This is a genomic window from Defluviimonas sp. D31 (assembly GCF_033436765.1).
GTDB lineage: Bacteria > Pseudomonadota > Alphaproteobacteria > Rhodobacterales > Rhodobacteraceae > Albidovulum.
This window is the reverse complement of the sequence record NZ_JAWQFN010000005.1, coordinates 243,820-257,861: the sequence shown is the minus strand read 5'-3', so window position 1 is coordinate 257,861 and position 14,042 is coordinate 243,820. Positions and strand designations below refer to the sequence as shown.

The window sequence follows — 14,042 nt, the reverse complement described above, 5'->3', positions numbered from 1 at the left end:
GCAGGCGAAGCAGGCGCCGCCCGACGGCGCGGGGGAGGACCATCGGTGGCACATAACGCGACGACGGGCGACTTGCAGTCCATCCCGGCGCTTCTGGCGCGCAACGCCGCGAAGTGGGGCGGATCGCCTGCCTTCCGTGAGAAGGAATTCGGCATCTGGCAAAGCTGGACCTGGGCCGAGACCGCCGAGGAGGTCCGTGCGATCGCCCTCGGCTTCCTCACGCTGGGGATGGAGCGGGGCGACCATGTCGCGATCATCGGCCGCAACCGTCCGGCGCTCTACTGGTCGATGGTCGCCGCCGAGATGTGCGGCGCGGTACCGGTGCCGCTCTACCAGGACGCCGTGGCCGAGGAGATGGCCTATGTGCTCGAGCACTGCGGCGCGCGCTTCATCGTCGCGGGCGACCAGGAGCAGGTCGACAAGGTGCTCGAGGTGCAGGAGGCGCTCGGCGACAAGGGCACGCAGATCCACCACATCGCCTATCTCGACAAGCGCGGCATGCGCAAATACGACCACACCCGCATGAACGCGCTCGCCGACATCGCCGCCGAGGGGCGTGCGGCGGCGCAGCGCGTGGGGCCCGAACTCGACAAGCGCATCGCCGAGCTGACCTATGACGATACCTGCGTGATGCTCTACACCTCGGGCACGACCGGCAAGCCCAAGGGCGTCGTGCTGTCGAACCGCAACATCATCGAGACCGCGAAGAACTCCGCCGCCTTCGACCATCTGAAGCGCGACGACGAGGTCCTGGCCTACCTGCCGATGGCCTGGGTCGGCGATTTCATCTTCTCTGTCGGGCAGGCGTTCTGGACCGGGTTCACGGTGAACTGCCCCGAGAACGCCTCGACCATGATGACCGACCTGCGCGAGATCGGGCCGACCTACTTCTTCGCGCCGCCGCGGGTCTTCGAGGGCCAGCTCACGAACGTGATGATCCGCATGGAGGATGCCGGGCGGCTGAAGAAGCGGATGTTCGACCATTACATGGACATCGCGCGCCGCGTCGGTCCGGCGATCCTCGACGGCAAGCCCGTTTCGGGCATGGACCGCTTCCGCTACTGGCTCGGCGATATCCTCGTCTACGGGCCCCTGAAGAACACGCTCGGCTTTTCCCGTGTCCGCGTCGGCTACACCGCCGGCGAGGCGATCGGGCCGGAGATCTTCGATTTCTACCGGTCGCTGGGGATCAACCTGAAGCAGCTCTACGGTCAGACCGAGGCCTCGGTCTTCATCACCCAGCAGCCGGACGGCGAGGTGCGGTCGGATACGGTGGGCGTGCCCTCGCCCGGCGTCGAGGTCAGGATCGGCGACAACGGCGAGGTCTTCTACCGCTCGCCCGGCACCTTCGTGGAATACTACAAGAACGCCGAGTCGACCGCCTCGACGAAGGATGCCGAAGGCTGGGTGGCGACCGGCGACGCCGGCTTCTTCGAGGAAGGCACTGGGCATCTTCGGATCATCGACCGCGCCAAGGATGTGGGCAAGATGGCCGACGGTACGCTCTTCGCGCCGAAATACGTCGAGAACAAGCTCAAGTTCTACCCGAACATCCTTGAAGCCGTGGTGTTCGGCGCGGGCCGCAACATGTGCACCGCCTTCATCAACATCGACCTCAACGCGGTCGGCAACTGGGCCGAGCGCAACAACATCGCCTATGCCTCCTACCAGGAACTCGCCGGCCACCCGAAGGTCTACGAGATGATCCAGTCCCACGTGGAGGAGGTGAACAAGTCGGTCGCCGCCGACCCGATGCTGGCGGGCTGCCAGATCCACCGCTTCCTGATCCTGCACAAGGAGCTTGACGCCGATGACGGCGAGCTGACCCGCACCCGCAAGGTCCGCCGCAAGATCATCGAGGAGAAGTTCGCCGACCTGATCGACGCGCTCTACGGCGGCAAGGACGAGATCTACACCGAGACCGAGGTGACCTACGAAGACGGCCGCAAGGGCAAGATCAAGGCGACGCTGACCCTGCGCGACGCGAAGGTGGAACGGGTGGCGGAAAGGATGGCGGCGGAATGAAGGACATGAATTCAGAGGGTTACACCACCGCTGATGGCCGCAAGATCGGCGGCGTGCTGATGGAGATGAAGAACATCACGTTGCGCTTTGGCGGCGTGAACGCGATCACCGACATCTCCTTCGATATCCGCGACGGCGAGATCCGTGCGATCATCGGGCCGAACGGCGCGGGCAAGTCCTCGATGCTCAATGTCATCAGCGGCTTTTATGTCCCGCAGGAGGGCGAGGTCTGGTTCAAGGGCTACAAGCGCGGCCCGATGAAGCCCTACCAGGTCGCCCGCCTCGGCATCGCCCGCACCTTCCAGAACATCGCGCTCTTCGACGGGATGTCGGTCCTCGACAACATCATGACCGGGCGGCTCACGCTGATGAAATCGGGCCTCCTGTCGCAGGCGATGTGGTGGGGCGGTGCCCAGCGCGAGGAAACGGAGCACCGGGAAAAAGTCGAGAAAATCATCGACTTCCTCGAAATCCAGCCGATCCGGAAGACGCCGGTGGGACGGCTGCCCTACGGGCTGAAGAAGCGCGTGGAACTCGCCCGCGCGCTTGCCGCCGAGCCGAAGCTCCTCCTTCTCGACGAGCCGATGGCCGGCATGAACGTCGAGGAGAAGGAGGACATGTCGCGCTTCATCCTCGACGTGAACGACGAGTTCGGCACCACGATCGCGCTGATCGAACACGACATGGGCGTGGTGATGGACCTCTCCGACCGGGTCGTCGTGATGGACTACGGCAAGAAGATCGGCGACGGCACGCCGGACGAGGTGAGGAACAACCAGGACGTGATCGACGCCTATCTGGGGGTCTCGCATGACTGACCGCCTCCGTACCGCCCGCGTACAGCTTTCGTACAGCGCCCGTACCGACACCCGCCGCCAGCGGAACAGGGAGATCCGCCATGTCTGACCAGATCCTCTTCGCGATGGAGGTCACGCTCAACGGCCTCATGGCCGGGGTGATGTACTCGCTCGTGGCCCTGGGCTTCGTCCTCATCTTCAAGGCGTCCGGCATCTTCAACTACGCGCAGGGCGTGCTCGCGCTCTTCGCCGCGCTGACGCTCGTCGGGTTCCAGAACGGCCAGGTGCCCTTCGCCCATCTCATCAACGCGATCTTCGGGACCAACCTGCACCATTTCGGCTGGCACCTGCCGGCGGTGGTCGCGATCGTGCTCACCGCCGCCGTGATGGTCCTGCTCGCGGTGATCATCGAGAAGTTCGTGCTCCAGCACCTCGTCAACCAGGCCCCGATCATCCTCTTCATGGCGACGATCGGGCTGGCCTATTTCCTCGAAGGGCTCGGCGACATCATGTGGGGCGCCGACATCAAGAAGCTCGACGTCGGCCTGCCGCAGGGGATCAACGAGACGATCGACACGGTGACCTACAACGCCTTCGGCTACGGTTTCTTCATCGACAATCTCGACATCGTGGCGACCGTGGTCGCGGCGCTCCTCGTGCTCTCGCTCACGCTGTTCTCGCAGTACACCAAGTACGGGCGGGCGCTGCGCGCGGTGGCCGACGACCACCAGGCGGCACTTTCGGTCGGGATCTCGCTCCGCTTCATCTGGGTGCTGGTCTGGTCGATCGCCGGGATCGTCGCGCTGGTCGCAGGGATCATGTGGGGATCGAAGTCCGGGGTGCAGTTCTCGCTCTCGCTGATCGCGCTGAAGGCGCTGCCGGTCCTGATGCTCGGCGGCTTCACCTCGATCCCCGGCGCCATCGTCGGCGGGCTCATCATCGGCATGGGCGAGAAGCTCTTCGAGTTCTTCGCCGGCCCGATGATCGGCGGCGCGACCGAGAACTGGTTCGCCTATGTGCTGGCGCTCCTGTTCCTCGTCTTCCGGCCGCAGGGCCTCTTCGGCGAAAAGATCATCGAGAGGGTGTGACGTGGCAAAGCTGATCGCGATCCTCAACGTCATCGCCTGGGGCGGCTTCTGGGCCTTCGGCTACCTCGCGCTGACAAGCGACGACGGTGCAGGCCGGGCGGTTGTGGCGACGATCCTCGCATCCGTCGGCGCGGCGGTGGGCATCGTCGCCTGGCTCTGGCTGGTGAGGCACTCCGAGGCCACGGGTTACGCCCGCCGTGCCAACCAGGTGCCGCGCGAGCATCACCGCACGGACGGGGGCGAGGCATGAGCCACAGGTCCCGCATAGGCGTCGTCTGCATCGACTGCAAGACCGGCGACCTGACCGAGGCCGTGGGCTTCTGGTCGAAGATGCTTGGCATGAAGGGCGAGATCGACGAGCGCGGCAAGTACGCCGCCTTCGATGGCCACAAGGGCTATCCGCGCGTGCTGTTGCAGGCGGTCGATCACGAGCCGCGTGTCCATCTCGATTTCGAGACGGACGACGTGGAGGCCGAATGCGCCCGGCTGAAGGCGCTGGGTGCGAAGGAAGTGGCGCGGGTCAGGACGTGGATCGTGATGGAGGCGCCGACCGGGCACCGGTTCTGCCTCGTCCAGCCGCAGGGCGATGATTTTCCAGGCGAAGCGAAGGAGTTTGGCTGATGTTCTACCGTGAGGCAGGTGACTTCAAGACGTCTTACGTCGACGACAGCCAGACCTTTCCGATCAGGTTCGACCGCTGGCGCTACTATGCGATCCTCGCGGTGGCCTTCGGGGCGGTGCCGTTCCTGATCAACGACTACTGGGCGAACGCGGTCTTCGTGCCGTTCCTGATCTATGCCATCGCGGCGATCGGGCTCAACATCCTCACCGGCTATTGCGGGCAGGTCTCGCTCGGGACCGGTGGCTTCATGGCGGTCGGGGCATACGCCTGCTACAAGCTGATGACCGCCTTCCCCGAGGTCTCGATCCTGATCCACGTCCTCCTCGCGGGCGGCATCACGGCGGGCGTGGGCGTCCTCTTCGGCCTGCCGAGCCTCCGGATCAAGGGCTTCTACCTCGCGGTGGCGACGCTCGCCGCGCAGTTCTTCCTCGTCTGGCTCTTCAACAAGGTGCCGTGGTTCTACAACTACTCCGCCTCGGGCCAGATCTCGGCGCCGGAACGGACGATCCTCGGCCATGCGGTGACCGGCGCCAACACCACGGCGAGCGCCAAGTACCTCTTCTGCCTCGTGATCCTCGTCGCGCTGGCCTGGCTCGCGCGGAACCTGACGCGCGGCACCGTGGGCCGCAAGTGGATGGCGATCCGCGACATGGACATCGCGGCCGAGATCATCGGGGTGAACCCGCTGACGACCAAGCTTTCCGCCTTCGCGATCTCGTCCTTCTACATCGGCGTGGCGGGGGCCCTGTTCTTCGCGGTCTATCTCGGCGCGGCCGAGGTCGGCGAGGCCTTCGGCATCCAGAAGTCGTTTCTGATCCTCTTCATGATCATCATCGGCGGGCTGGGCAGCATCTTCGGCAGCTTCGCGGGCGCGGCCTTCATGGTGCTGCTGCCGGTGCTCCTGAAGAACGTCCTCGTCGGCCAGCTCGGCTGGGCCACGGACCTTGCCGCGCATGTCGAGCTGATGATCGTCGGCGCGCTGATCGTGATCTTCCTGATCGCCGAGCCGCACGGGCTCAACCAGCTCTGGCGGCTGGCGAAGGAGAAACTCCGGCTTTGGCCCTTCCCGCATTGAGGGGCCGCCCAACCAGAAGACCGGCCCGCGCGCCGGCATGTCGTAACGCTTAACCTTGGGAGGAGACCCAGAATGAGAAAGACCATGACCGCCCTGGCTCTTGCGATGGCCACGGCAACGCCGGCGATGGCCGAGCTCGTCGTGCCGAACCTGAGCTACCGGACCGGCCCCTACGCGCCGGGCGGCATCCCCTATGCCGACGGCTTCAACGACTACTTCACGCTTCTGAACGAGCGCGACGGCGGCATCGGCGGCGAGAAGGTCGCGACCCCGGAATGCGAGACCGCCTACAACACCGAAAAGGGTGTCGAATGCTACGAGGCCACCAAGGGCTCCGGCGCGCTGGTCTACAACCCCTTGTCGACCGGCATCACCTACCAGCTCATTCCGAAGGTGACGGCGGACAACATCCCGCTCTACACGCCGGGCTACGGCCGGACCTCGGCCGCGAACGGCAAGGTCTTCTCCAACGTCTTCAACTATCCGGCCAACTACTGGGACGCCGCCTCGGTGGCGATCAAGTATCTGCTCGACGAGAACGGCGGCAGCCTCGAGGGCAAGAAGATCGCGCTCGTCTACCACAACTCGGCCTATGGCAAGGAGCCGATCCGCACGCTCCAGGATCTTGCCGCGAAGCACGGCTATGAACTGGTGGAGGTTCCGGTCGACCATCCGGGCCAGGAGCAGAAATCGCAGTGGCTGCAGATCCGCCGCGACAAGCCGGACTACGTGCTGATGTGGGGCTGGGGCGTGATGAACGCCGTGGCGATCCAGGAGGCCGCGAACATCCGCTTCCCGATGGAGAACTTCATCGGCGTCTGGTGGTCGGGCTCGGAGAACGACGTGCTGCCCGCCGGCGATGGCGCCAACGGCTACAAGTCGCTCGCGATGCACGGCACCGGGATGGACTACCCGGTCTATGCCGACCTCAAGCAGTATGTCTATGACGCCGGCAAGTCCTCCGGCGCGGGCGACCAGGTCGGGTCGGTGCTCTACTCGCGCGGCATGTACGCGGCGCTGGTGATCTCGGAAGCGATCCGCAAGGCGCAGGAACTCGCCGGCCACGCGACGATCACGGCGGCCGAGCTCCGCGACGGGTTCGAGGCGCTGGAGATCACCGAGGCGCGGATGGCCGAGCTTGGCCTGCCGAACTTCGGCCAGCCCTTCGCCTCGTCCTGCGAGGATCACGGCGGTCCGGGCGCCGCGATGATCCAGCAGTGGGACGCCTCAGCCAAGCAGTGGAACCTGATCACCGGCTTCATCGCGCCGGATGACGAGGTGCTGACGCCGCTGGTGATGGAGGACTCCGCCGCCTTCGCCGCGGAGAACAATATCGCCGAACGCTGCAACTGAGCGGCATGCATCTCTTCCCCGGCCCGACCAGGGCCGGGGTCCATTGGATCAACTTCCGCACGGGAGGCCCCCATGCTCGACGCCGGCAAGACCGAGACGCTGCTCGAGGTCAACAATATCGAGGTGATCTACAACCATGTGATCCTCGTCCTGAAGGGCGTGAGCCTCAATGTCCCGAAGGGCGGCATCACCGCGCTTCTCGGCGGCAACGGCGCGGGCAAGACCACGACGCTGAAGGCGATCTCCAACCTGCTGCATTCCGAGCGCGGCGAGGTCACGAAGGGCTCGATCGTCTACCGCGGCCAGAAGGTGCAGGACATGGCGCCGGCCGATCTGGTGCAGATGGGGGTCATCCAGGTGATGGAGGGGCGCCACTGTTTCGAGCACCTGACGGTCGAGGAGAACCTCCTCACGGGCGCCTATACCCGCAAGGATGGCGCCGGCGCGGTCGCCCGCGACCTCGAGATGGTCTACAGCTATTTCCCGCGCCTGAAGGAGCGCCGCAAAAGCCAGGCCGGCTACACCTCCGGCGGCGAGCAGCAGATGTGCGCGATCGGCCGGGCGCTGATGTCGAAGCCGGAGACGATCCTGCTCGACGAGCCCTCGATGGGCCTCGCGCCGCAGCTCGTCGAGCAGATCTTCGAAATCGTCAAATCGGTCAACGAGAAGGAGGGCGTGACCTTCCTCCTGGCCGAGCAGAACACCAACGTGGCGCTGCGCTACGCCCATTACGGCTACATCCTCGAAAGCGGCCGGGTGGTGATGGACGGGCCGGCGAAGGAGCTGCGCGAGAATCCCGACGTGAAGGAATTCTACCTTGGCATGTCGGACGAGGGCCGCAAGTCGTTCCGCGACGTGCGCTCCTACCGCCGCCGCAAGCGCTGGCTGGCGTGATCGGGTCAGATGTCTTCGAAACAGGTGAACAGTTGATCGTGAACCTTTCCATAGACCGCGCGATGCAGACCGAGCAGGGGCTCGGTCCGCGCCCGGATTCGGTCGACGGCATCGTCGGCCTGGCGGCGGCCCGTGAAGGTCATCGTCACGAAGAACTGATGGCCGCGGTCCGTGTCGGTGTCGAGCGTCGGATTTCGGTGGCGACGCCCGAGGGGGCCGACGCGAAGGAGGAGGTTCTCGTCGCGCAGATGGGCCGCGAAATCCGCGAGGGCGGCGGCGAAGTCGGGCTCCGCAATGCCGGGCTTGAGATTGAAGATCGTGTGCATGTGATAGGCCATCCTGTCCTCCCTTCGCGCGCGCCCAGCGTACCACGCCGGACGGCAAACCCCGAAGTCTTCAAGAGAAAATCCACATGGCGGCGTCGGCTGGACGTCCGCGCTGTGTCGAGGAACTGAACGATGACCGGATATGACACCCTCGAAACCCGTTCCGCCGACGAGCGCGCCGCGGACCAGCTGAAGGCCCTGAATGCCCAACTGGCGCTGAACGGGCGTGACCCGGCCGCGAGCCTCGGCGATCTCGCCAAGCTGCCGGTCCTCAGGAAGTCCGATCTCGTCGCGGCACAGAAGGCGAAGCCGCCCTTCGGCGGGCTGCCGGTCTCGAACCTCGCCCATGTCTTCCAGTCGCCGGGGCCGATCTACGAGCCGGGCGGCGTCGGCCATGACTGGTGGCGGGTGGGGCGCTTCCTCCATGCCGCCGGGATCGGCAGGGGCGACATCGTGCAGAACTGCTTCGGCTACCACCTGACGCCCGCGGGCATGATCTTCGAGAACGGCGCCCGCGCGGTCGGCGCGGCGGTGCTGCCGGCCGGCACCGGCCAGACCGATCTGCAGGTCCGCGCCGCCGTCGATATCGGCACCACCGCCTATGCCGGCACGCCGGATTACCTGAAGGTGATCCTCGACCGTGCCGAGGAAATGGGCGAGCGGCCGAAGATCGCGAAGGCCGCCGTCGGCGGCGGGGCGCTCTTTCCGTCGCTCCGGGCCGAATATGCCGACCGCGGCATCGCCTGCCTGCAATGCTACGCCACCGCCGATCTCGGCAACATCGCCTACGAGAGCGCCGCGATGGAGGGGATGATCGTCGACGAGGGCGTGATCGTCGAGATCGTCCGCCCCGGCACCGGCGACCCGGTGCCCGAGGGCGAGGTCGGCGAGGTCGTGGTGACGACGCTCAACCCGGATTATCCGCTGATCCGCTTCGCCACCGGGGACCTCTCGGCGGTGATGCCGGGCGCCTCGCCCTGCGGGCGCACCAACCTCAGGATCAAGGGCTGGATGGGCCGCGCCGACCAGACCACCAAGATCAAGGGCATGTTCGTGCGCCCCGAGCAGGTCGCGGAATTCGTCGCCCGCCATGCCGAGATCGCCCGCGCCCGCGTCGTCGCCACCCGCGAGGGCGAGATGGACGCGATGACGGTCATGGTCGAGACCGAGGCGGGCGATGCCGCCGCGTTCGAGAAGTCGGTGATCGACACGCTGAAGCTGCGCGGCCGGATCCAGCTCGTGCCGAGGGGGTCGCTGCCCAACGACGGCAAGGTGATCGAGGACCAGCGCCAGTACGAGTGAGGCGGCGCGCGACCGGCGGCTTTCCGCTTCTTGTTAGCCGACTGCACCCCCGTTGGGGCGATCTGTGATGGGATAACGGCGCGCACCTCGCTAGGTTCGCCGCCGTTACCAGAAGGAAAGCCGCCCCATGAAGCACATCAGCCTGTTCGCGTTCGCCGCCCTCCTCGCCGCCCCCGCCTTCGCGCAGGACGCGGCCCTCGTCATCGGCAACGAGAACTACGACAACGCGAGCGACATCTCTTCCGGGCTCGACGCGCTCGACGCCGCCGAGGCGCTGGCGGCGGCGGGCTTCGCCACGTCGAGCGGCGGCGACCTGACCGCCGAGGCGATGCGGGCGCTGATCGCGGAGTTCTACGGCCGCACCGAGATGCCGGGGCGCAGCGTGATCCTGGCGCTTGGCCATTTCGCCCATGCCGGGGAGGATAGCTGGCTTCTGGGGATCGACGCCGATGCGCCGACGCTGGCCGGGGCCGACCGGGCTGGCGTGCCGGTGGCGACGCTCCTGCGGATCGCGGCGGAGCGGCCGGGCGGGGCGCTGGTGCTGCTTGGCACCGAGGAGCGGCGGATCGAGCTTGGCCGCGGGCTGGCGCCGGGGCTCGGACGGCTCGACATTCCGCAGGGCGTGACGGTGATCTCCGGCGATGCCGAGACGGTCGCGGCCTTCGCCGCCGAGGCGATGGAAAACCGTGCGCTGTCGGCGGCGGGGCTCGCCGAGCGCGCCGAGGACCTGGTGGCGGAGGGCTATCTCGGCACCGGCACGCCGCTCCTGCCCGAGCACATGGGTCCGGGCCTGCCGGTGGCGGCGGCGCCCGCGCCCGCGGCGCCGGCCGTCGAGGCGGAGGCCGGTTTCGCCGAGGAGCGCGCGGTGTGGGAGACGGCGCGGTCGATCGACGGCAAGGCGGGCTACGAGGCCTATCTCAACCGCTACCCGGACGGGGTCTTTGCCGATGCGGCGCGGGCGGCGATCGCCGATGTCGACCGGCCCGCCGACCCGGCGGCGCAGGGCCTCGCGGCGGAGACGGCGCTGCGGCTCGGCCGTGGCGAGCGGCGCCAGATTCAGCGCGACCTCACGACGATCGGGTTCGACACCAACGGCGTCGACGGGGTCTTCGGCCGCGGCTCGCGCGATGCGATCGCGGGCTGGCAGCGCCAGAACGGCCATGCGCCGACGGGCTACATCACCGGGCCGCAGATGGAGGCCATCGCCGCGCAGGCGGCGGCGCGGCAGGGCCAGGTCGGGGCCGGGGCGGCGCAGCAGGGCGATGCGGAGCGGCTCGACCGGCTCTTCTGGGAAGAGACCGGGGCGACGGGCGACGAGGCGGGGCTCCGGGCCTATCTGCGGCGCTACCCGGACGGGATCTATGCCGATCTCGCGCGGGAGCGGCTCGCGGGGGCGGGCGGCGGGCTCGGCGGGGCGCAGAGCTCCGACCGCGCCGACTGGGACCGGGCGGTGCGGCGCAACAGCGCCGAGGGGTATCGCGACTACCTCGCCGCCCATCCCGACGGCGCCTTTGCCGAGGATGCCCGGCAGATCCTTTCCGGGCGCGACGTGAACGCGGCGGCCGAGGCCGAGCGGCAGCGGGCCGAGCAGGTGGAGCAGGCGCTCGGGCTCAATTCGACGATGCGCGCGATGGTCGAGCAGCGGCTCTCTGGGATGGGGCTGAAGCCGGGGCGGGCCGACGGCAATTTCGACGGCGACACCCGGCGGGCGATCCGCCGCTACCAGCAGGCGCGCAACCTGCCGGTCACGGGCTATCTGTCGCAGGACACGGTGGCGCGGCTCCTCGTCGATTCGTTCTGAGGGGTCGCGAAAGGAAAAGGCCGCCGGTTTTCACCGGCGGCCTTTTCAAATCCGTCCTTGCGGCGGCTCAGCCCTGGCGGGCCTTGAAGCGGCGCTGCGTCTTGTTGATGACGTAGACGCGGCCCTTGCGGCGCACGATCTGACAGTCGCGATGGCGCAACTTCAGCGAGCGGAGCGAGTTCCTGACCTTCATCGGTCTTCTCCTATTCGCGGCGCGCGTCGCGCCCTTGAAAACAACGATGCCCCCCGCGAGGGGGGCGATGGTGGGCGGTACTGGGATCGAACCAGTGGCCACTACGATGTCAACGTAGTGCTCTACCGCTGAGCTAACCGCCCGTTCCGGTGCTGTTTCCGCCGATCCCGCTTGCGCCGGACCGCGGCGGAACCGCGTCGGTCCCGGGTCTATAAAAGGAGTCGGAGAGGCTTTCAAGGGGTTTTGGCACAGCTCTTTTTGCCGCTATAGTTTTCTTGACCTCAAGGAGCCCGAATGCCGGCTGCGCCCTACGATCTGACCCTGCCCGAGCGGCTCATGACCAGCGTGGTCTTCGCCTCGCCGCATTCCGGGCGCGACTACCCGACCGGATTCCTGCGCGAATCGATCCTGGACGAGCGCACGATTCGTTCGTCGGAGGATGCCTTCGTCGACCAGCTTCTCGCCGGTGTTCCGCAATTCGGCGCGCCGCTCATCGCCGCGCGGGTGCCGCGCGCCTATCTCGACCTCAACCGCGCGGCGGACGAGCTCGACCCGGCGGTGATCGAGGGGGTGCGGATCAACACCCACAATCCGCGCATCTCCTCGGGGCTCGGCGTGATCCCGCGCGTTGTCGCCGGGGGGCGGGCGATCTATCGCGGCAAGATACCGCTGTCGGAGGCCTGCCGGAGAATCGAGACCTGCTGGCGGCCCTACCACGCCTGCCTGAGCGGCCTTGTCGACGATGCCCGCGCGCGGTTCGGCGAGTCGATCCTGATCGACATGCATTCGATGCCGCACGAGGCGATGGATGCCGTCGCCTCGTCGGGGCGGCGCCGGGCCGAGATCGTGATCGGCGACCGGTTCGGGACCACGGCGGGCGCGGCGCTGGTCGAGCGGATCGAGGCGGCGTTCGTGGCGGCCGGATTTCCGACCGTGCGCAACGCGCCCTTCGCCGGGGCCTATGTCGCCCAGACCTACGGCCGGCCGGCGCAGCGGATGCATGCGGTGCAGATCGAGATGGACCGCTCGCTCTACATGAACGAGCGCGAGATCCGGCCGAACGGCAATTTCACCGGCTTCAAGCGCATCCTGACCGGGATCCTCGCCGAGATCGCGGACATCGGCCGCACCGGCGAGCTGTCGCTCGCGGCGGAATGATCACCTGAGAGAGCGGCCCTTGACGATAGCGTCGGGGCCGAAGCGGGCGCGGATCGCGTCGGTCGCGCGCTCGGCGCCGGCGCGCCGGACCGCCTGCGGGTCGAGGAGGTCGGCGGTGAGGTCGGCCTCGGCGGCGGGGACGAGGTCCGACAGGCCCACCCCGACCAGCCGAAACGGACCCGGCTCCTTCACCTGCGCCAAGAGGTCGGCGGCCTCCCGGTAGAGCCGGTCGGCCATCTGCGTCGGCTCGCGCAGGGTGTGGCGGCGGCTGATCGCGGTGAAGTCGGCGCGCTTGAGCTTCAGGGTCACGGTGCGTCCCGCGAGCGTCTTGGCCTTGGTCCGGTCTGCGACCTTCTCGGCCAGCCGCCAGATATGGCCGTCGAGGAGGTCGCGGTCGGCGATGTCCTCGTCGAAGGTGGTCTCGGCCGAGATCGACTTCATCGGCTCGTGCGGGTTGACGCGGCGGTGGTCCTCGCCGCGGGCGAGGTGCCAGAGCCGGTCGCCGATCGCGCCGAAACGGTGGTTGAGGTCCTTGCGGTCCCAGCGCGCGAGGTCGTCGAAGCTGCGGATCCCGGCGGCTTCGAGCGTCATCTGGGTCGCGGCGCCGACGCCCCAGATCATCCGCACCGGCTTGCCCTTGAGGAACGCGGCGGTGTCGGCGCGGCCGATCACCGAGAAGCCGCGCGGCTTGTCGAGGTCGGAGGCGACCTTGGCGAGGAACTTGTTGTGCGACAGCCCGACCGAGCCGGTCAGGCCAAGCTCCGCCTCCATCCGCTTCAGGAGCCGGCAGAGCTGCACCGCCGGCGGCGCCCTGTGGAGCCGCTCGGTTCCGGAAAGGTCGAGGAAGGCCTCGTCGAGCGAGAGGGGTTCGACCTTCGGGGTCAGCTCGTCCATGAGCGCGCGGATCTCGCGCGAGACGGCGGCGTAATGGCTGCCGCGCGGCTTCACCACCACCGCCTCTGGGCAGAGCTTCAACGCCTGGAACATCGGCATCGCCGAGCGCACGCCCTTGATCCGCGCGAGGTAGCAGCAGGTCGACACGACGCCGCGCTTGCCGCCGCCGACGATCACCGGCTTGTCGCGGATCGCGGGGTCGTCGCGCTTCTCGACCGAGGCGTAGAAGGCGTCGCAATCCATGTGGGCGATCGAGAGGGTGAAGAGCTCGGGATGCGAGAGCACACGCGGGCTGCGGCAGGCCGGGCAGCGGCTGCCGGTCTCGAACGGGTGGAGGCAATCGCGGCAAAGGGCGGGCATGGCTGGGAGTATAGGCCTGTCCGGGGGCGTGCGGGAGGGGGAGCTTGCGGATCGGCGCTCGGCCCCGATCCGGGCGTGTCCGCTTTGATCGGCGTCAATTCGCGAATCCGGGTAGAATATAGGGTCTGATCATAGGCAACGGTGAGAGATGGCC

Annotated in this window: 14 protein-coding genes and 1 tRNA gene; 11 read left to right on the top strand and 4 right to left on the bottom strand. The window is 67.5% G+C overall.

Going from position 1 to position 14,042, the window contains the following annotated elements:
* Positions 1-45 precede the first annotated feature (45 nt).
* From R5H32_RS11815 to R5H32_RS11780, 8 genes are all read left to right on the top strand, one after another.
* Positions 46-2,025, top strand: coding sequence for a long-chain fatty acid--CoA ligase (locus R5H32_RS11815; protein ID WP_318338875.1), 1,980 nt, complete (start codon positions 46-48; stop codon positions 2,023-2,025).
* Positions 2,022-2,843 carry an ABC transporter ATP-binding protein gene (locus tag R5H32_RS11810; protein WP_318338874.1) on the top strand — a complete coding sequence of 274 codons (822 nt, stop codon included), beginning with the start codon at positions 2,022-2,024 and terminating at the stop codon, positions 2,841-2,843. The genes R5H32_RS11815 and R5H32_RS11810 overlap by 4 nt, the downstream gene beginning before the upstream one ends.
* 80 nt (positions 2,844-2,923) lie before the next feature.
* The gene (locus tag R5H32_RS11805; protein ID WP_318338873.1) at positions 2,924-3,910 is read left to right on the top strand and encodes a branched-chain amino acid ABC transporter permease; all 987 of its coding nucleotides are present in this window, start codon (positions 2,924-2,926) and stop codon (positions 3,908-3,910) included.
* 1 nt (position 3,911) lies between these two features.
* On the top strand, positions 3,912-4,160 hold the full coding sequence (locus R5H32_RS11800; protein WP_318338872.1) for a hypothetical protein: 249 nt from the start codon (positions 3,912-3,914) through the stop codon (positions 4,158-4,160).
* Complete coding sequence (locus R5H32_RS11795) at positions 4,157-4,531, top strand: VOC family protein (RefSeq protein WP_318338871.1); 375 nt, start codon at positions 4,157-4,159, stop codon at positions 4,529-4,531. Before R5H32_RS11800 ends, R5H32_RS11795 begins: the two co-directional genes overlap by 4 nt.
* On the top strand, positions 4,531-5,607 hold the full coding sequence (locus tag R5H32_RS11790) for a branched-chain amino acid ABC transporter permease (protein WP_318338870.1): 1,077 nt from the start codon (positions 4,531-4,533) through the stop codon (positions 5,605-5,607). The genes R5H32_RS11795 and R5H32_RS11790 overlap by 1 nt, the downstream gene beginning before the upstream one ends.
* A gap of 72 nt (positions 5,608-5,679) precedes the next feature.
* Entirely contained in the window at positions 5,680-6,960 is a 1,281-nt protein-coding gene (locus R5H32_RS11785) for an ABC transporter substrate-binding protein (protein WP_318338869.1), read from the top strand.
* A gap of 72 nt (positions 6,961-7,032) precedes the next feature.
* The gene (locus R5H32_RS11780) at positions 7,033-7,854 is read left to right on the top strand and encodes an ABC transporter ATP-binding protein (RefSeq protein ID WP_263334179.1); all 822 of its coding nucleotides are present in this window, start codon (positions 7,033-7,035) and stop codon (positions 7,852-7,854) included.
* Between the two features lie 5 nt (positions 7,855-7,859).
* On the opposite strand, the gene R5H32_RS11775 is transcribed toward R5H32_RS11780, so the two are convergent.
* Complete coding sequence (locus R5H32_RS11775) at positions 7,860-8,192, bottom strand: DUF6614 family protein (RefSeq protein WP_263334178.1); 333 nt, start codon at positions 8,190-8,192, stop codon at positions 7,860-7,862.
* Positions 8,193-8,312: 120 nt separating this feature from the next.
* On the opposite strand from R5H32_RS11775, the gene R5H32_RS11770 reads away from it, so the two are divergent.
* Positions 8,313-9,482: a phenylacetate--CoA ligase family protein gene (locus R5H32_RS11770; protein WP_318338868.1), complete on the top strand. Its 1,170-nt coding sequence runs from the start codon at positions 8,313-8,315 to the stop codon at positions 9,480-9,482.
* A 127-nt stretch (positions 9,483-9,609) separates the two neighbouring features.
* A complete protein-coding gene (locus R5H32_RS11765) occupies positions 9,610-11,283 on the top strand; it encodes a peptidoglycan-binding domain-containing protein (RefSeq protein ID WP_318338867.1) in 1,674 nt (557 codons plus the stop codon).
* 67 nt (positions 11,284-11,350) lie between these two features.
* Here the strand turns inward: R5H32_RS11765 and ykgO are convergent, their stop codons facing one another.
* Together ykgO and R5H32_RS11755 are read right to left on the bottom strand one after the other, a co-directional pair.
* Positions 11,351-11,476 carry a type B 50S ribosomal protein L36 gene (gene ykgO, locus R5H32_RS11760; RefSeq protein ID WP_263334173.1) on the bottom strand — a complete coding sequence of 42 codons (126 nt, stop codon included), beginning with the start codon at positions 11,474-11,476 and terminating at the stop codon, positions 11,351-11,353.
* A gap of 68 nt (positions 11,477-11,544) precedes the next feature.
* Positions 11,545-11,619: transfer RNA gene (locus tag R5H32_RS11755), tRNA-Val, on the bottom strand.
* Between the two features lie 151 nt (positions 11,620-11,770).
* Here R5H32_RS11755 and R5H32_RS11750 point away from each other — a divergent pair.
* Complete coding sequence (locus tag R5H32_RS11750) at positions 11,771-12,634, top strand: N-formylglutamate amidohydrolase (RefSeq protein ID WP_318338866.1); 864 nt, start codon at positions 11,771-11,773, stop codon at positions 12,632-12,634.
* On the opposite strand, the gene R5H32_RS11745 is transcribed toward R5H32_RS11750, so the two are convergent.
* Positions 12,635-13,888: a DNA polymerase IV gene (locus R5H32_RS11745; protein ID WP_318338865.1), complete on the bottom strand. Its 1,254-nt coding sequence runs from the start codon at positions 13,886-13,888 to the stop codon at positions 12,635-12,637.
* Between the last annotated feature and the right edge of the window lie 154 nt (positions 13,889-14,042).